The sequence below is a fragment of the Proteiniclasticum sp. C24MP genome (genome assembly GCF_043951855.1).
GTDB lineage: Bacteria > Bacillota > Clostridia > Clostridiales > Clostridiaceae > Proteiniclasticum.
This window is the reverse complement of record NZ_JBINJW010000029.1, coordinates 14,664-32,446: the sequence shown is the minus strand read 5'-3', so window position 1 is coordinate 32,446 and position 17,783 is coordinate 14,664. Positions and strand designations below refer to the sequence as shown.

General features: G+C 44.3%; 20 protein-coding genes. 11 read left to right on the top strand and 9 right to left on the bottom strand.

The window, feature by feature from the left end; translation table 11 throughout:
- Positions 1 to 163: 163 nt before the first annotated feature.
- On the top strand, positions 164 to 898 hold the full coding sequence (locus ACHAL6_RS13905; protein WP_395271270.1) for a ThiF family adenylyltransferase: 735 nt from the start codon (positions 164 to 166) through the stop codon (positions 896 to 898).
- 2 nt (positions 899 to 900) lie between these two features.
- On the opposite strand, the gene ACHAL6_RS13900 is transcribed toward ACHAL6_RS13905, so the two are convergent.
- Positions 901 to 1,113 (bottom strand): DUF4250 domain-containing protein, encoded by a 213-nt coding sequence (locus ACHAL6_RS13900; protein WP_395271268.1) that lies wholly within the window; start codon positions 1,111 to 1,113, stop codon positions 901 to 903.
- A gap of 292 nt (positions 1,114 to 1,405) precedes the next feature.
- Here ACHAL6_RS13900 and ACHAL6_RS13895 point away from each other — a divergent pair, with 292 nt between their 5' ends.
- Together ACHAL6_RS13895 and ACHAL6_RS13890 are read left to right on the top strand one after the other, a co-directional pair.
- A complete protein-coding gene (locus ACHAL6_RS13895) occupies positions 1,406 to 2,440 on the top strand; it encodes an NADH:flavin oxidoreductase/NADH oxidase (RefSeq protein WP_395271267.1) in 1,035 nt (344 codons plus the stop codon).
- A 75-nt stretch (positions 2,441 to 2,515) separates the two neighbouring features.
- Positions 2,516 to 2,824 (top strand): PTS lactose/cellobiose transporter subunit IIA, encoded by a 309-nt coding sequence (locus tag ACHAL6_RS13890; protein ID WP_395271266.1) that lies wholly within the window; start codon positions 2,516 to 2,518, stop codon positions 2,822 to 2,824.
- A gap of 79 nt (positions 2,825 to 2,903) precedes the next feature.
- Here ACHAL6_RS13890 and chbG read toward each other — a convergent pair whose 3' ends face one another.
- A complete protein-coding gene (chbG, locus tag ACHAL6_RS13885) occupies positions 2,904 to 3,680 on the bottom strand; it encodes a chitin disaccharide deacetylase (RefSeq protein ID WP_395271265.1) in 777 nt (258 codons plus the stop codon).
- Positions 3,677 to 5,017 carry a 6-phospho-beta-glucosidase gene (locus ACHAL6_RS13880; protein ID WP_395271264.1) on the bottom strand — a complete coding sequence of 447 codons (1,341 nt, stop codon included), beginning with the start codon at positions 5,015 to 5,017 and terminating at the stop codon, positions 3,677 to 3,679. Before ACHAL6_RS13880 ends, chbG begins: the two co-directional genes overlap by 4 nt.
- A gap of 336 nt (positions 5,018 to 5,353) precedes the next feature.
- Here ACHAL6_RS13880 and ACHAL6_RS13875 point away from each other — a divergent pair, with 336 nt between their 5' ends.
- The 7 genes from ACHAL6_RS13875 to ACHAL6_RS13845 all read left to right on the top strand — a co-directional run bounded on the left by ACHAL6_RS13875 (position 5,354) and on the right by ACHAL6_RS13845 (position 10,334).
- A complete protein-coding gene (locus ACHAL6_RS13875; RefSeq protein WP_395271269.1) occupies positions 5,354 to 5,656 on the top strand; it encodes a PTS sugar transporter subunit IIB in 303 nt (100 codons plus the stop codon).
- 78 nt (positions 5,657 to 5,734) lie between these two features.
- Entirely contained in the window at positions 5,735 to 7,075 is a 1,341-nt protein-coding gene (locus ACHAL6_RS13870; RefSeq protein WP_395271263.1) for a PTS sugar transporter subunit IIC, read from the top strand.
- A gap of 74 nt (positions 7,076 to 7,149) precedes the next feature.
- Positions 7,150 to 7,572: a hypothetical protein gene (locus ACHAL6_RS13865; protein ID WP_395271262.1), complete on the top strand. Its 423-nt coding sequence runs from the start codon at positions 7,150 to 7,152 to the stop codon at positions 7,570 to 7,572.
- Positions 7,569 to 7,790 (top strand): hypothetical protein, encoded by a 222-nt coding sequence (locus ACHAL6_RS13860; protein WP_395271261.1) that lies wholly within the window; start codon positions 7,569 to 7,571, stop codon positions 7,788 to 7,790. The genes ACHAL6_RS13865 and ACHAL6_RS13860 overlap by 4 nt, the downstream gene beginning before the upstream one ends.
- Positions 7,780 to 9,210, top strand: a complete 1,431-nt coding sequence (locus tag ACHAL6_RS13855; protein ID WP_395271260.1) for a glycoside hydrolase family 1 protein — start codon at positions 7,780 to 7,782, stop codon at positions 9,208 to 9,210. Before ACHAL6_RS13860 ends, ACHAL6_RS13855 begins: the two co-directional genes overlap by 11 nt.
- Before the next feature lie 2 nt (positions 9,211 to 9,212).
- On the top strand, positions 9,213 to 9,521 hold the full coding sequence (locus ACHAL6_RS13850) for a PTS lactose/cellobiose transporter subunit IIA (RefSeq protein ID WP_395271259.1): 309 nt from the start codon (positions 9,213 to 9,215) through the stop codon (positions 9,519 to 9,521).
- A gap of 108 nt (positions 9,522 to 9,629) precedes the next feature.
- Entirely contained in the window at positions 9,630 to 10,334 is a 705-nt protein-coding gene (locus ACHAL6_RS13845; protein ID WP_395271258.1) for a GntR family transcriptional regulator, read from the top strand.
- 85 nt (positions 10,335 to 10,419) lie between these two features.
- On the opposite strand, the gene ACHAL6_RS13840 is transcribed toward ACHAL6_RS13845, so the two are convergent.
- From ACHAL6_RS13840 to ACHAL6_RS13815, 6 genes are all read right to left on the bottom strand, one after another.
- Positions 10,420 to 11,217: an ABC transporter permease subunit gene (locus tag ACHAL6_RS13840; RefSeq protein WP_395271257.1), complete on the bottom strand. Its 798-nt coding sequence runs from the start codon at positions 11,215 to 11,217 to the stop codon at positions 10,420 to 10,422.
- A gap of 18 nt (positions 11,218 to 11,235) precedes the next feature.
- Positions 11,236 to 12,030 carry an ABC transporter permease subunit gene (locus tag ACHAL6_RS13835; RefSeq protein ID WP_395271256.1) on the bottom strand — a complete coding sequence of 265 codons (795 nt, stop codon included), beginning with the start codon at positions 12,028 to 12,030 and terminating at the stop codon, positions 11,236 to 11,238.
- Positions 12,027 to 12,917 carry an ATP-binding cassette domain-containing protein gene (locus ACHAL6_RS13830; RefSeq protein ID WP_395271255.1) on the bottom strand — a complete coding sequence of 297 codons (891 nt, stop codon included), beginning with the start codon at positions 12,915 to 12,917 and terminating at the stop codon, positions 12,027 to 12,029. The genes ACHAL6_RS13835 and ACHAL6_RS13830 overlap by 4 nt, the downstream gene beginning before the upstream one ends.
- A gap of 151 nt (positions 12,918 to 13,068) precedes the next feature.
- On the bottom strand, positions 13,069 to 14,751 hold the full coding sequence (locus tag ACHAL6_RS13825) for a hypothetical protein (RefSeq protein ID WP_395271254.1): 1,683 nt from the start codon (positions 14,749 to 14,751) through the stop codon (positions 13,069 to 13,071).
- Between the two features lie 27 nt (positions 14,752 to 14,778).
- Complete coding sequence (locus tag ACHAL6_RS13820) at positions 14,779 to 15,183, bottom strand: hypothetical protein (protein ID WP_395271253.1); 405 nt, start codon at positions 15,181 to 15,183, stop codon at positions 14,779 to 14,781.
- The gene (locus ACHAL6_RS13815) at positions 15,180 to 16,376 is read right to left on the bottom strand and encodes a class I SAM-dependent methyltransferase (protein WP_395271252.1); all 1,197 of its coding nucleotides are present in this window, start codon (positions 16,374 to 16,376) and stop codon (positions 15,180 to 15,182) included. Before ACHAL6_RS13815 ends, ACHAL6_RS13820 begins: the two co-directional genes overlap by 4 nt.
- Before the next feature lie 214 nt (positions 16,377 to 16,590).
- Between ACHAL6_RS13815 and ACHAL6_RS13810 the strand changes: the two genes are divergently transcribed.
- Complete coding sequence (locus ACHAL6_RS13810; protein ID WP_395271251.1) at positions 16,591 to 17,763, top strand: MFS transporter; 1,173 nt, start codon at positions 16,591 to 16,593, stop codon at positions 17,761 to 17,763.
- Positions 17,764 to 17,783: the final 20 nt, after the last annotated feature.

The window sequence follows — 17,783 nt, the reverse complement described above, 5'->3', positions numbered from 1 at the left end:
TGAAAGTGAAGGGTGCTGTCCATGTGTGAGGAGAAAAAGTGTTCCCCTCAGGGCGTCCTTTCATCCGGAAGGAATTGATTCCCAGATGATAATTTGAGAAATCCATTGAAAATCAGGATGATCTGTACTATATTATATCTTGTCTGAAATGAAAGGAATGGAAATTATGCAACATGAATTAAGAAGAACGGAAATGCTCATAGGAGAAGAAAAACTGACAAAGCTTCATAATGCCAAAGTGGTTTTATTAGGCCTTGGCGGAGTCGGAGGAACCTGTTTTGAAACACTGGTCCGTGGTGGGATCGGAAAACTCACCGTGGTGGACAATGACATCTTCACCCTCTCCAATCTGAACAGGCAGCTTCTGTCTTCCTATGATAACATCGGTAGATATAAAGTGGATGCGGCCAGAGAAAGAGCGTCGCAGATCAATAAATACTGCGAGATCATCGCATATAAGGAGTTCATAGGGCTGGATAATCTGGAAAAGATCATTCCCAGGGATACGGACTATGTCATTGATGCCATAGATACCGTAACCAGCAAGCTGCAGGTCATCGAGTACTGCAGAGAGAAGGGTATCCCTGTGATCAGCTCCATGGGTACAGGAAACAAACTGGATCCGACAAAGCTCATCGTGACGGATATCACGAAAACCACCATGTGTCCTCTGGCGAAAGTCATGAGAAGGGAACTGAAAAGAAGAGGCATCGGGACGCTGAAGGTGATTTCATCAACGGAAAAGCCTCTGGTTCCTATGGAATTAGGGGAGGAATCTGGCGAAGGTCCTGTTAGTATGCTCAGAAAAAGAAGTACTCCTGGGAGTACCTCTTTTGTTCCACCTGCAGCAGGTATTATTCTGGCGGGTGAAGTCATCAATGATCTGATCGCACGATAGGACTAAGGCATTCTGAACTGATTGATTTCTCCGATGTATTCGTAGCCGAATTCTCCGAGTTTTGAAATCAGGTCAGACTGATTGATGTCGTATCTTTCACATAGTGCATGCAGTGATGAGTGATCGTTTCTGAGTTTCGTGTTGATGGTGCTCAGCAGGATGAATGGATCCATTTCCATTACCGCTTCGTTGGTAAAGTTTGTTTCTAACATCATGTTGTTCCCCCCAAATCATTAGAAATTATGTGTTATGAATATTATATAATGGATTGGGGTGAAGATGTAAATTATTAACAATAGTTTGATAATTATTATAAGTTTGTTAATTAAATATCTAACAATTCTCACAATTCATAATGAGTACGAAGAATTGGAAGTCCATGAGGGGGATAAAAAGAAAGTCCGTCTTGTGGACTTTCTTTTTATTTAAAGGTAGAATTGGAAGTGAGTAAATTCAGAATTGAAGAACAAAGAGGAGTTGAGGGGGAGCTGTTTCTGCAGCTGATCTATGAAGACATTTAGCGAATATAAACTTAAGAATCTGGTACTGAAAAATAGGGTGGTCATGCCTCCCATGTGCATGAATATGGCGGAAGACGGACATCCTACAGATTTTCACTATATACACTATGGAAATGCGGCTCTGGGAGAAATAGGGCTGATCATTGTAGAAGCCACTGGAGTGACACCGGAGGGAAGAATCCTGGAAAGAGATCTGGGATTATGGAAAGACGATCAGATTGAAGGACATAGAAGAATTGTGGAACTGGCGAAAAAATACGGTTCCCATATCGGAATCCAGCTGGGGCATGCAGGAAGAAAATGCGGCATTTCTTCGCTGACGACGTTAGCGCCATCGGCCATCCGATTCAGTGAGTCCTATCCGATGCCCAAGGAAATGACAAAAGAAGATATTGAACATATCAAACTGGCTTTCAGAGATGCCGCTTCAAGAAGCCTGGAGGCGGGTTATGAGCTCATCGAGCTTCATGGTGCGCACGGATATCTGCTGCATGAGTTCTTAAGTCCGCTGACCAATCAAAGAACAGATGAATACGGTGGTTCAAGAGAAAACCGCGTCAGACTGATCAGAGAAACAGCAGAGATGGTGAAGTCGGTTCTGCCTGAAGATTTCCCTGTCATCCTCAGAGTATCCGCATCGGATTATGTGAAGGGGGGGATTGATCTCGACGAGATGGTTGAAATCATACATCTCCTCAAGGATCAGTTTGACATGATTCATGTCAGTTCAGGCGGCCTTGATGCAAATCAGCAGATCACAGTTTATCCTGGATATCAGGTGAAATTCTCAGAAGTGATCAGAGAGAAGTGTGACATTCCTACAATTACGGTGGGACTGATCACTGAAGTCGGTCAGGTGGAGGAGATTCTCCAGCATGACAGAGCGGATCTGGTGGCATTAGGCAGAATCCTGTTAAGGGATCCTTTCGTGCTGATCAACCAGGGGCAGGGAATCATCGCACCGCTCTTTGCTTACAGAAGAGGATTTCATGTGAACTGGGCGGAGAGAAACAGAAAATAGAGGCGTTCATTGCGTTTTGCACAATATTTGCCATGTTGTTCTGATGCAATCTGAGTTCAATTGGGGGAGTAACAGATGAAACATTCAGATCAGATTTCCTTTGAGATGATCGCGAAAAACGGAGCGGCCAGATCTCTCTTTCTGGAAGCGATTCAGGAAGCGAAAAAAGGGAAATTCAAGGAAGCCGCGATACTGATGGAAGATGGCGAAGCGATGCTTGTAGAAGGGCATGAGGTTCATGGAGAGCTTATCACCCAGGTAGCCCGAGGAGAATCTGTGAAGATGGACCTTCTTCTGGTCCATGCGGAGGATCAGATGATGGCTGCTGAGATGTTCAAGCTGCTTGCGCGTGAATTCATAGAACTCTATGACAGAATAAAATAGTGTAGGGCAAATATTTGAGGAAAGAGAAAGCGATCCGGATTGAACCGGATCGCTTTTTGAATTGTGCATTGAACTTTAACTATAGATTCACTCTGAAATCTCTTACGTTACCAAGCTGAATGTTCTGGTTGGTCAGAGCGGCCTGCACCGCTTCAGAGGTCAGTATGACCAGTTCTTTCACACGATGGATATTATAGCTGCTTCTGGTGTAGATGATGTCATCCACATAGGCAGGGTGGCACATGAGCTCGAATAGATTCTCTTCCTGAATGTCATGATTGCTTGCGAAATTCAGGAAATAGTCTTCGCTGACGGAATCCCCATAGAAATCAGCCAGTCCATGTAGAATTCGTATTCTTTTCTCCTTGATCAGTCTTCTTTCCGCCTCTCCATGATAAAGGGGAAGATATCTTATGGGAAGGTCATATCTTTCTGCAAGTTCCAGCGTGGTTCTCATGACATCCCGATGAAGATGAAGATGATGATGTCCATCCAGATGGGTGGGCATTACACCAAGACTCTTTATTTTTTCGATCTGAGCAGTCCATTCCAGGAGGAGCTGATCCGGATCGAGATCGATCTTCAGATGCTCAGGATGTTTTCGGAAGCATCCTCTTTCATCCACCAGAGAAGGGACAGCCTGAGGAGAAAGTACAGGCCTTCCAAGGTCCAGTGTCAGATGGACACCGATTCCCAGTCCGGGATAACGGGAAGCTTCTTCCAGACCTTCTGCAAGATATTCTCCATTGGCCAATGCTGTGGTGGAAGTGAGGATTCCTTCCCGATGGGCTTTTATGATGCCCAGATTCTGACCAGGTGAAAATCCGAAATCATCTCCGTTTACAATGAGCCTCATGGGTTTTTCCTCAGGTTTTCTATGACATCTCTGAACTGTGGAAGATGATTTTCATGCGCCAGAAGCAGTTCATCAAGAACCAGTCTGCCGACTTTTTCGCTCTGCACCAGAGGGTTTGTGACCATGGCGACAAATGCGTCTTCGTACTTTCCGCTGAGGGCTGCTTCGCAGGTCAGTTTTTCAAAGGATTTCAGCTGCTGCACGATGCCTTCGGCACCTACAGGAAGATATCCAGTAGCCAGTGGGACGGGTCCGTTTTTCGTGATGACGGAAGAGACTTCCACTGCGCATTCGTAAGGCAGTGAGGCGATGGCACCCCTGTTACGGGTATTCACCACCTGAATGTCTCCTTTATCATTGGCGATGGAAGAAATGAGGTTGCAGGCAGTATCACTGTAATAGGCTCCACCTCTCTTCTCGAGTTCCTCCGGCTTATCTTCCAGATTCACATCCTTATATTTCTCAAATAAAGTTCTTTCCACTTCCATGACTTCCGTGGCTCGGGAAGATCCTCTGGAGAAGTCTTCCAGCATATGGGAAAGCATTTCTTCCTTCTGGAAGTAGTAGCGGTGATATGCGCAGGGGATTGCGCCGAGTCCTTTCAGGAATTCCGGAGACCAGGGAAGGTCCATGACGTTTTTCATATTGAGTGCACTGGACTGGGTCACCATGAGATCGAGCACTTCCTCTTTCACGGAAGTCCCGTCGAGGAGTACGTCCAGACCGAAGACCATATGGTTCAGTCCTGCCATATGAACTCGGACTCTGTCCTTTTCCACTTCCAGAATTTTTGAAACGCCCATTTCCATACCGAATGGCAGATTGCATACACCGATGAATCGATCCCAGTCGGAATGATTCAGAACTGCTTCGGTGACAAGTCCTGCAGGGTTTGTGAAGTTGATGATCCAGGCATCAGGGCAAAGCTCTCTGCAGTCCGTTATGATGTCGAATATCACAGGAATGGTTCTCAGTGCCTTGAACATGCCGCCTGCGCCATTGGTTTCCTGACCGATGAGCCCGTGTTTCAGAGGGATGGATTCGTCCAGGGCTCTGGCCTCAAGTCCCCCAACTCTAAGCTGTGTGGTGACAAAATCCGCATCCTTCAGCGCTTCTCTTCGATTCAAGGTAGCGTGGATCTTCATTGGAACACCGGCTTTTTTTACCATTCTTCTGGCCAGTGCGGTGATGATTTCAAGTTTTTCCCGGCCTTCTTCGATATCCACCAGCCAGAGTTCTCTGACGGGAAGTTCTTCATAACGCCTGATGAATCCTTCTATGAGTTCAGGTGTGTAGCTCGAGCCACCACCGATGGTCACGATTTTATAAGTTCTCATTTCGTATCCTCCATTTCAGATTAAGTTCGATTACTCTGATTATACTAAATTATAGGTACAAATTATAGTGGTAGGAATAATTTCTGGGAAGAATTGTGAGATCTGATTTTTTTGCACATATTTTTATTGAATGAATAATTTATTGTTAAATTACATTAATTGCGGTGAAATGAGGCTTTAAAATTACAAAATAGGTATTTGTTAAAATTTATACGTTTTTTTGTTTACAATATGGAATTACTTATGTATAATCAAATCATAAAGTTGTACCAATGAATTTTTATTGGTATTCATTTTTTGGGTTTATTGTAATCGTTTATAAAATTTGAGGAGGGAATCATGAAAATTTTATTAGTCTGTTCTGCAGGAATGTCTACCAGTCTTCTGGTGACAAAGATGAAGAAAGCAGCCGAGGAGAAGGGCATTGATGCTGAAATCTTTGCGCTGAGCGCTGGAGAAGGAAAGAAGATTCTGAAGGATGTGGATCTGGTTTTACTCGGACCCCAGGTGAGATTTATGAAGAATGAGTTTGTCAAACTGGCGACGGTACCGGTGGATGTCATCGATATGCTTGCTTATGGAAGGATGCAGGGCGAAAAGGTCCTGGATCAGGCGATGGCTCTTTTAGAAGACAAGTAGTGGTCTTATTCCTGATTCATGAGACGTCAATGAATTCAGGGGAGATATATATTATTCACATTACAGAAGGAGGTCAACATGAACCGTTTTATCAGCTTTCTTGAAGAAAAATTTGTACCAGTTGCTGCAAAAATCGGTGGCCAGAAACATTTAGTGGCCATTCGTGATTCTTTTGCAAGCTTAATGCCGCTTATCCTTGTAGGTGCTTTTGCGGTCCTAATCAATAACGTGTTATTTGTTCCATGGTCATTACTTGCTTCCTACATTGGGGAAGAGAGTGCATTTATTGTCTGGACCAATACGAATCTTGCACCACTGTTCTCCTTGATGGAAAGTGGAACCTTATCGATCATCGCTCTTGGTCTTGCATTTTCCATGGGCTATAACAGAGCAGTCAATGAGGGCAAGGATTCCTTATCCACAGGACTTATATCAGTTGCATCATTCATTCTATTAGGTGCTCTTTCAAGAAACAATGAAGTCGTTGCAGGACATGTGACAAACTTCCTTGGTGCACAGGGCATATTCATTGCACTGCTTGTAGGTCTTCTCACCCCTGAAATCTATTTCGCTATTGTGAAAAAAGATTGGGTCATCAAGATGCCTGACAGTGTGCCGCCTGCGGTTTCCAGAGGATTCTCTGCAGTGATACCAGGATTTATCGCTGTATTTTTCTGGGCGGTCATCGGATACATCCTTAATGTCGGTGCAGGAATGTCTATATTCACATGGTTTGAAACAAATATCGCTGCCGGACTTTCTGTTCTTGGACAGAGCATCTTTTCCATCGTATTCATCTCCACACTGATTCCGCTTCTCTGGTTCTTTGGTCTCCATGGAGCCAATATGCTGGAAGCCATCATGAGTCCTGTATATGGAACCATGGGCATGGAAAACATTTCGAAGTATATCAATGGAATCAGAGCTGTAGGCACTGGTGCTGATGAACTTGCGGTCTGGGTCAGAGGATCCTGGGATGCGTATGTGTTCATGGGTGGATCAGGTGCAACCCTTCCACTTATTGTGGCCATTCTGGTATTTTCAAAGGTCAAGTCACAGAAAGAGGTGGCAAAACTTGGACTGCCACCTGGAATATTCATGATCAATGAACCGGTACTCTTTGGTATTCCAATTGTACTGAATCCAGTATACTTCATACCATTTATACTGGTACAGCCGATCCTTACCGTGGTAGCATTCTATGCTACGAAGATCGGATTTGCCGGACCCATCGTCAATACTGTTCCCTGGACAACTCCACCGATTCTGAACGCTTTCCTTGCAACAAATGGTTCATGGGGTGCTGTAGGAGTTTCCATCATCAACCTTCTCATCGCATTTGCGATCTACATGCCGTTTGTCATGATAGCCAACCGATATGAAGAGCAGAGAGAAAAAGAAGAAGAGAAAATCGCATAGTTAATCATGCAGTGACAATCATTATAGTCCCAGATGCAAACTGGGACTATTCTTAATAGAAGAGGTGAGTAAAAGTGGTGCACAAGGAAATTCTGATTTACAGAAATATTGAGGAAGTCTATCAGAAGGTGGAAGATACACTAAGAAAAACTTTCAAAGTCAAAGGGAAGCTTATGGGTGCAGAACATGCGCATAAGATGGCCACGATGAAAGGGGAAGTCAAGATCAGACAGGTCGTTTCCAGAGAAGAGAAGAACAAAGCGCTTTCTTTTGATTCCTATTGGGGGCAGGATAAGGTGGTTACAACTTATTCCTTCAGAGAAGATGGTCCGGATTTCACTTATGTAAAACTGGAAGAGCAGGCATACAGCGCTTCGACTTTAAAGAAATACAATTACATGCTCATGAGTCTGCCTGTACTTCGAAGAGGCTCCATGAAGAAACTGGATCTGCAGCTGCACAATTTAAAAGAGATCATAGAAGGTGAGAACAAATGATAATAATAAATATGCCTCTGAAAAGAGACTTTGTAAAAGAACTCCTTGATGGGAAGAATATTGAGGGGATAGACTATCGTTTTCTGAAACAGGAGAACATGAAACTGTATTTTGAGGTTAGTGAAGAGTCAGAAAGAGCCGCTTCTGTCGCTAAAGCCGCCATTAAAAAATCTGAGCTGGGACCAGCACTGTTCTTTATGGTGGAACATGTCAGATAGATTTCCTGAAGCGTTCCTTTTTGGAAGTGCATCCGCGGCATATCAGGTGGAAGGTGCATACAAGGAAGACGGCAAAGGGGATTCCATCTGGGACAACTGGGTGAGAATCGAAGGAAAGACCTATCAGGGAACCAATGGAGATGTGGCAACAGACCACTACCACAGGTTCAGAGAAGATGTAAGACTTATGAAGGAAATGGGACTGAAAGCATATCGTTTTTCCATTTCATGGACAAGAATTCTTCCAGAGGGAAGAGGCAGGATTGAAAAAAAGGGACTGGATTTCTATCATCAGCTCATAGATGAACTCCTTGAGAATGAGATTGAACCTGTTCTTACGATATATCATTGGGACCTACCGCAGACACTTCAGGATGAATACGGCGGTTGGGAATCAAGACGCATCATTGATGATTTCACGGAATATGCGAAAGTGCTTTTCGAAGCCTTCGGAAAGAAAGTGAAATACTGGATTATACTGAACGAACCCAATATCTTCACACAGCTGGGATATCTCCTGGCGCTGCATCCTCCAGGGAAAAAGGATATGAATCTTTATCTCAAGACCTATCATCATACTGCACTTGTTCATGCTAATGTGGTGAAGGCTTATAAGGAAGGTGGCTATGAGGGTCTTATCGGTTCATCCATCGCCTATACACCAGGATATGCTGCTTCCAGTGATGAAAAGGATGAAGAAGCCAGAAGAAGATACTACGATACGGTCTGCTGGTGGATCATGGACATTTTCTACAAGGGTGAATACCCTGCATGGGGGTATGAGGAGTTTACGCGTAGAGGAATCGCACCAGAAGTGACAGATGAGGATACGCTCATTCTCAAAGAAGCGGCAAAGCTTTCTGACTTCATCGGAATCAATTATTATCAGAGTGCAATGCTTGCGCATAATCCCATCGATGGAATAGGTCTCAGTGATTTCAATGTGTCAGGAGAAAAAGGGAATTTCAAGGAATCCGGTGTTCCAGGCCTTTACAGACAGGTGTACAATCCCAATGTGGAGTATACGGACTGGGACTGGGCCATCGATCCGGATGGACTGCGCGTAGCTCTTGTGGAAATATCGAAAAGATATGAGAAGCCGGCATTCATTTCCGAAAACGGCATCGGCGCATTTGATGAACTGGAAGAGGAAAAGGTTCATGATGGCTACAGGACTGAGTATCTGAAATCCCATATCATGGCCTGTCACGAAGCCATGAAGGAAGGCGTGGATCTCTTGGGATACTGCACCTGGTCCTTCACGGATCTTCTGAGCTGGCTTAACGGATATCAGAAAAGATATGGCTTTGTCTACATCGATTTTGAAGATGAAAATCTGCCAAGGATAAAGAAGGATTCCTTTGCGTTCTATGAGGAAGTCATCAGAACCCAGGGAAATAACTGTTTGAGAGAGGAATAGAAATGGAAGGATTAGAACTGATTTGTTTTGAAATGATCGCAGCCAATGGTTCCGCAAGATCGTATTTCATGGAAGCCATCGCTGCAGCGAAAGACGGTGATTTCACCGAAGCCGCAAGGCTTATGGAGGAAGGAGAGAAGATGCTTGCTGAAGGACATCATGCTCATGGCGATCTTCTTTCTCAGGAAGCCAGCGGAGAAAAGGTCAAGGTGGATCTTCTGCTGATCCATGCGGAAGATCAGATGATGTCTGCAGAGACTTTCAGAATCATGGCAGGCGAAATGATAGAAATCTACAGCCGTATAAAATAGATTCATTGCACAGAACAGTTATTGTGCTGGTGGACTTGTAACCTGATTTCAATAAGATATAATTTAGGGAAAGAGTTCAATGCACATTGTTTCAGGAGGGGATTCGGGTTGGAAGTAAAATACAAGATTATATGTGATGATATGGCTCAGAACATTCAGAACGGAATGTATCTCGGAAGCAAAAAGCTCCCAACAGAAGAAGAGCTTATCGAAAAATATCAGGTGTCTAGAAACACCATCAGAAAAGCCATCGATCTTCTTACCCGTAAAGGTCTTGTGATTCCCATCCAGGGAAGCGGGGTTTTCATAAGGAATGTCTCCTGTAATGGAGCCATCAACCTGGAAGATTTCAACGGCCTTACAGAAGAGTTCGGCGATAAGGTTTCAACGAAGGTGGTCAGTTTCAAGCTGATCGAAGCAGATGAGAAGCTTGCTCATACCATGCAGTGTGAGATCGGCACACCGATCTACTTCATAGAAAGAGTAAGGAGCATCAGTGGGACACCTTATGTCATAGAGTATTCCTACTACAACAAGGAATTCATACCCTATCTCAGTGAAGAGATTGTTTCCGGATCTATTTATAAATACATCCGGGAAGAACTGAAAAAGCAGATCGGGTTTGTTGACCGTGAAATCACTGCGGGAATCTTAAGTGAACATGATGCAAGAGAACTGGGACTCACGCCGGGGGAACCTGCGCTGATTTCCACAAACAGAGCATTTCTGAAAAATGGGGTGATCTTCGATTATTCCATAGACATCCATAATTACAAAGAGACCAGATTCCTGAAGCTGTCAAATTACATGTAGACAGGAAATCATGGTCATCCCAATACAGATCAAGAGATAAATCCATGGCAGAAGAATGATTCTTCTGCCATGGATTTTCAGCTTTCTAGATATTCATGTCTCTTTTTTCATAGGACCGGAAGGAGAGGAATCCTGCAGCCATAATCAGAAGGACTGTGAGGAGAGCAAAAACAGTCGATAGCGTGTTCTTTTCCACCAGATCCACCAAGGGGAAATAACGGAAAGGAGTAAGAAGTCGCAGAATCATGGGACTGTCTAGAAGATCATGGAACACACCCAGTAAAAATGTGGCAAATACCATGGATAAGATCAGACTGCTGGCAAGTCTGGGTTTTGCAATCAGCGATGCAGACAGAATCCCCAGGGAAAAGTAGAGCAGCATCAGAAGAAAGAGGGAAAGAACTTCCTTGAGAAGCACGGATTGGTAGGGTGCAGATCCGCCGAACACCTCCAGGCTGAGGATGGAAGAGAGGTAGACTGCCAGAGTGAATAGAGAAACCAGTGTGATTCCAGCCAGAATTTTAAAGGTGAGGATCCTTCTCCTTGAACGAGGTTTTGTGAGCAGAAACTCACTGGTTTTCAGAAGCTCTTCCTTTGAGATGATCCGCACGCCCAGCATAGCCGCATATAGAATGCCAGCCAGGATGACATAATACATCATGATACCGTGGTATCCCAAACTGGTCCCCATATCCAGGTCATTCATCCCGAAAAGAACCATGAGACTTCTGGGCATGGCATCCATGAAATCGGTGATATCGATACCGGAGTCGGTGATCAGGAGGAATTCACTCATGGATACAAACAGAACGAAACCTGTTCCAAGAATCCAGAAGAAAATCCCTTTGGCTTCACTTCTCAGTTCTCTTTTATAAATGTTCATGGTTTTCTCCTTTCTCCATTATCCATGGATTTCCTTTTTTTGAATCAGCAGATAGGACAGAGCTGTGAAAAACAGAATCAGCACAACTGAAAGCAGAAGATAGGTCATTTCATATCCGCTGTCCAGTATGATCTGATTGAAATCAAAATAGCGGAATGGGGTCAGATAGTTCAGGAAATCCTTTTTCAGAATCTGGCTCAGCATACTCACGATATAGAAAATAAAAACGATGCTGAGGGAAAGGGAGGTGATGAAGCGGACTCTCTTTCGAAGGATTCCGAGAAAGAGGCCAAAGCTCAGAAAGAGAATCTGAATAAGAAATCCCCCTATATAGATCAGAAGCAGAACCTTGAGGTTTCTGTCTTCCTTCACCAGAAGAAAATTCATGAGGACGGTGGTGAACCCGAGGAAAAGGTTTGTAAGCGTCAGAATAGTGAGTGCGGAGAGTATCTTCTCTGTCAGAAATCTTCTTCTGGTGATGGGCTTGGTCAGGATGAAATCCGCTGTTTTACCGGAAATCTCTTTTCCCAGGGCAGACAGCCCGAGATTCATGGCAAGAACACATAGAGCCAGAAGCAGATAGAGCTGGATATATCCTAGAAAACCGTTGAAGCTCATGAACGTATCGAAATTAATGGAAAAAGCCGCGAGGAATTCCGGAGGGTAGGACTGAAGCACTTTAAGAAACGCTTCTCCTTCCTCCATCATAGGAGGATAGATGAGGAGCATCAGTACAAGGCTCAGGAAGAGGGACAGATTCCAGATGAGGGTCGATTTCCTGAGAAACCTCAGTTCCTGGACGTATACATTCATTTTTCCTCCTCCTTTTCATAATAATGGAGGAAGATCTCTTCCAGAGTAGGTTCCTCGATGAGAATATCCTGGATGTGTATGCCTGAGAGAAGACCTGTTATGGGATTGAGATCCCCTTTATAGATGAAACGGTAGAGATTCTCTGAAACGAAAAGATCCGAGATTCCTTCGATCTGTCCCAGGGCTTCTTCCAGGCTGTGATCCGTCTCAATGGTGAATCGTTTGTAGGTCTCTTTTTTCAGCGTGGCCATATCCTGAAGTTTGATGATTTCTCCTTCTTTTATGATGGCGACACGATGGCAGAGCTTCTGCACTTCACTGAGGATATGAGAGGAGAAGAAGATGGTTTTTCCTCTTCTGTTCTCATCCAGAAGAAGCTGGAAGAATTTCTGCTGCATCAGAGGATCCAGTCCGCTTGTGGGTTCATCCAGAATAATGAGCTTCGGATCGTGAAGCAGCCCCTGGACGATGCCGACCTTCTTTCTGTTTCCATAGGAGAGATCCTCGATTTTCCTGTTGAGATCCAGTTCTAGAAGTTCGGACAGTTCCCTGATTCTTTTGGAGCAGTCCTTGTTATAGAAGGAAGCGGAGTAGTTCAGAAGATCCTTCACTTTCATATCATCATAGTAGAAAACTTCAGAAGGGAGATACCCGATATGCTGGGCGATCTTATGAGCTTCCTTCACGCTGTCCATGCCGAAAACCCTGATCTCTCCCCTGGTGGGGGAAATGAGATTCAGCATGGTCCTTATGGTGGTGGATTTTCCGGCACCATTGGGACCGATGAATCCGAAAATCTCTCCTTCTCGGACAGTGAGATCGATATCCAGGACGCCTCGGTTCTTTCCGTAGAATTTACTCAGGTTGCTGATTTCGATGGTATTCATAATCTTTTCTCCTTTGATGAGAGTACTGTAATTAGATATATCAGTCTTCTATATATGATTTCAGATTACGCTAAAGTGTCTCTGTTTACAAGAGTTTCCTGTATACCTTCGCAAAAAAAGCAGAGCATATTCGGATGCTCTGCATGAGGTGCTATTCCGGCATATAAGGTCCGCTCTGGCTGTATGCGTCTTTCAGCTGGAAAAGAACGGTATGAAGCGATGCCTTATGCTTGTTTCTCATCACCAGATTCATGATCGTGTCGTTTGCCAGATTGGTCTGACCGTAGATGTACAGTTTCTCAATCATCTGCGTGAGATGTTCGTAGTTCTTTCTTCCAGTGATCTGATGAGCAGTTTCCTCTATGTAGGCAGCAAGAAGCTTTGATGCTTCCTGATTGTATTCAGGGTTGAGGAAATCATAGTGTTCCGAAATAAGTTCAGGATTTTCTTCAATGAAGCCCAGAAGTCTTCTTTTGTCCTTCTCCTGAAGGATGATTCTCTTGTAGACTCCTTTCATGTTTTTCTTCACTTCTTCATCTTCAACAAGTTTCTCATAGATGCTGTGCCATTCATTGGGACTGATGGTTCTTTTCAGGTCAAGGTAGGCTTTGTATTCACCCAGAGTGATGAGCTTTTTTGATACCTCCAGATACTTTTCCTGATTCTGAAGCAGCTTATGAATTCCGGCTTCCATAAAGAGCCATCTTATGAGTTCATCCCAGTTCCGGTCCGCACGCTCAATACCGTCACTTACGATGAGAAGTGCTTCATAGAGTTTCCCACGTCCCAGCAGAGACTCGGCTTCCATGAATCTGAACTCAGGCACATAAGGGTTTTCTTTTCGAAGCTCCTTGGCCTCATCCGCTTTTCCGATCATCATGAGCAGTTCGTATTCCAGGTAGAGAAGGTTGTTCTTATCAAAGGGGAGTACAGTATCCTTCTCGTAGACGTAGAGGAGGATGTCGTAGTAGTTGTCATAATCCTTCTCCGTGGTGATGAAGTTCTTCATGATTCTGAGCAGTGTCGTGATGTGGCTGAGGTCGGAGAGATCTTCACAGATCTGTTTCAGATAATCGAAAATCATCTGGGATTCTCTTGCAGTATACTTCTTCTCTGCAAGTGGCAGGAGTGCCTCCTGATAGGTCTTGATATAATGGCTGTCAAAAAGATAATGCTCCATTCCGACACTTGGAATACTCACCATCTCGAAAAGAAGAAGATACAGAAGAGTCGACCGCAGGTAGTTTCTCTCCTTGGATTCCTGCCGGGCTCTTTCATGGACAGAGAGCATCAGGTTGAAATGACGCGTCAGAATTTCCTTGGAACTGGTGGCTTTCAGTGCGTTGTGTGATTCCATGAGTTCTTCACGGTTTTCCTTCAGAAACTCTTCGTCAGTGGAGCTTAAGAAACTCTTTCTGATAATGACAGGAATATCCTTATAGTAGCTTCTTAATGAGAGAATGAATTCAATGAGCTCTTCCTTATCCGCAGCTTCCAGAATCACTTTCAGATTGCTTTTCGTGTTTTTCATGGATGCTTTGGGTTTCTTCACGGGGATATTTTCATCACCCTTCACTTTGTTTTCTTCTCTCCGGATCATGAGAGCAAGAAGATGAGGACAAAGAAGGTGGTCTTTGTTGCAGCTGCAGCTGTAGCTTTTCACGTTTCCGTTATCCAGCTCTATTGTCTGTGTGTATTCCTGCCCATCCAGGACGGATGACTGCAGGACCCCTTTGGTGTAGGAGATTTTTTTGAGATTGTTCTCTTTTAGAATCCGATCCGCTTTTATTCGGGTGATTTCAGCGGAGCTCTTTATCAGTTCTGAAATAGTCAATTAATTCACCTCCAGGCGAATGTGCATTTACAGCAGAGAATACAGATTAAAGGGGGTGAACCCCGATAGATAGGTCAAAGTCAGTATATAGATGATGCCCACGATCAGGAGGTTGAAGACAACCATAACGATGAGCTTCTCCTTGTTTTTACCGGTATAGAGCCCATATAGATATAATCCGTTCTCCATGGCCAGAGTGAAAATGAGGATATAGATCACATAATAAGTTCTGAAGTAGCTGGAACCGATGAAAGGAACGAAAATCCATGGAATAAGATATACAAGATAAAGCTTGTTGAAAAGTCTGATTCCATTGGGTTCTTTCTGGTAGAACCGGTTCAGCTGATAGGGAAGTCTGGAGCCGATGTGAAGGACGCCGAGAAAGAGAATGATGAAAAGGGTCAGAAAAAGACCGAGATTATATGCCATCATAATAAGCCGTCCAATCCGCCCAGACCGTAGGTATACTGGTCCAGATAATAGCGGAACGCGGGATAGATGGAGAACGCTCTGATCAGCTGTTCCGCATTTTCCTTTGAGGCTTCATTTGGGGTACCGGTTCTGTAGGCTCGAATCATGAGATTTTTTGGTGTTTCCAGTGGTGAGATATACTCTACGATGGAAACCTCGTATCCGTGCTCTTCCAGCATCAGGCCTCTCAGCCCGTCTGTCAGCGTATCTGCAAGTCTTGCCTTGAGAATTCCGTGTTTCATGATGCCTTCAAAAGGCTTATAGGAATAGGTTTTCAGCATCTCTTTGTGACAGCAGGGAACGGCAACGATGAAGTCCGCTTCCTTATATACACCAAAGGCCAGTGCCATGTCAGTAGCCGTGTCACAGGCGTGAAGAGACAGGACCACATCGATTTTGCGGTCGTCCTTGAAGTCCTTGACGTCCATGGCGTGAAACTCCATATTCCGGTAACCCAGCTGTTTCTGGATTTCGCGTGAGGTTTCAATGACCTGCGGGGAGATGTCTATGCCGATGAAATGGCATTTGATCTTCTTGACTTCAGTGAGGTAGTAGTTCAGAACAAAGCTGAGGTAGCTTTTGCCGCAGCCTACATCCATGATGTAGAGTGTGCCCTGCCTCTTCATGGACTCGAAATTCTTGTCCAGAAGTTCCACATAATGGTCGATCTGATTGTACTTTCGGATTTTATCGTTCTTCACTTTTCCGTCTTTACTCATGATGCCTATGGCTTTCAGAAGACTGGAGGCCTCTGTGGCCTTGATGAAATAGTCCCTTGAAAGAAGTGTTGAAGTATCCTTCTTTTCCTCCTTGGCATCATATTTCAGTTCTTCTGTATTCATGGTGACGCCTTTTCTATTTGCGCTGATGAGAAGCCTTGTGCCTCGTTCCTTATAGGTAAGAAGCAGTTCGTCATACTTCAGTGCTTCCTTTCGGATGTCTTCCAGAACCTTATTAAAGGAAAGGAGCTTTGTGACTCCATTATAATTATAGGAAATCATGTCTGTCTCGTTCAGGACACCGTGACCTTTGAAGGTCTTCAGGCCTGCTTTGAAGCGGACATCCACTTCCACGAAAATATCTCTGTTTTCAAGAAATCTGTTTTCCAGTCCCATGAAGAAAAAGGAAAGTTTATCTGCTGATGATTTGTTCATATATTTACACCTCTTCGTTCTGCGAGAAAAGTCTGATCACTCTTCCAGATGAAATGAGATTCAAGAATCTCATTTCTGTTCAGTGACCGCTTCGGCTTGGGAAATTATTTTCCCTGATGCTTCTATTATATTATATCCCAATGGCTTATAATAATGTATATATAATTGAGAGAAATAGAGGTTGAGACTAAACAAAGGAGAAAATAAATTTAATATGCAGAATAGTAAAAGCAACAGATTTGGGGTAGTCATCATCTTTACGCTGATGTTTCTGTCCCCGTTTATTGAAAATACAAGAGGAATCTTCATTCCGATATTCAAAGAGGACTTTTCCGTCTCCAATACAGTCATTTCTTCCATGATCACCAGTGTATCCCTGGCAGGGATGGCGGTGACCTTCTTCAGTGGTGCGCTCATAGAGCGGATCGGACAGAAGAAAACCATCATCATCGGAATCGTTTGTCTCATCACCGGGATTTTTGTGCAGTCCCAGTCTGAAACCTTCCTGATGTTTTTCATCGGTTTCATTCCGATCATTGCGGGCATCAATATTTACGGTGTGGCGGCAAATACGGTCATTCCCATTCTTTTTGTAGGAACATCGACCATTGCCATGAACCTTCTTCATTTCATGTATGGAGCAGGCTCCACGGTTTCTCAGAATGCCATCGGATTCCTTCTTGACCGTAACATCACCTGGCGGACCATGTATGTCTTCATCGCACTTTTATATCTTATTGTGCTCATCGCATTCATCTTTGCAAAGATTCCCGATGAGCCCAAGGCGGAGACTGTTACAGCGGGAAAGAGTATTTTCAGAGATCCCATGCTGTACATCTTCGGACTGGGCCTTGGATTTTACGTTTTTGCAGAGCAGGGCATGTCCCTGTGGCTTACCAATTACCTGAAGGAAGGGTTTGGTCTGAGGGAAAGTGTAGGTGCAAGATACCTGGGTATTTTCTTCTTCATCTTCGCCTTCGGCAGACTGGTAGGAGGATTCATCGTGCAGAAGACCGGGGTGCTTAGAACCGTCATGGCCACGCAGGTGATAGCGCTGCTCCTCCTGGCTGCAGGAATCATGCTGGGAGAAGATTATGTCATCATCATCAGTATTTCGGGTCTCTTTTTCTCCATTGTGTTTCCTTCACTGATGTCCCTTGTATCGGTCCTCTTCAGCGAAAAACCGGGCATGGCCACAGGATTCATGATGACCATGGTGGCACTTGTGCTGAACCTTATGAATCTTCTCATGGGTGTCATGACAGACCTTGTGGGACCGAAGGTGTCGATTTATCTGCTGCCGCTTTCCATGGCGATTTCACTTGCCATTGTAGCCTACATCAGGCTGAAAGTCGGGAAAAAGCTGAAGGCTGCGGGAATAAAATAAGATCACTGGCAGAAAGGGGA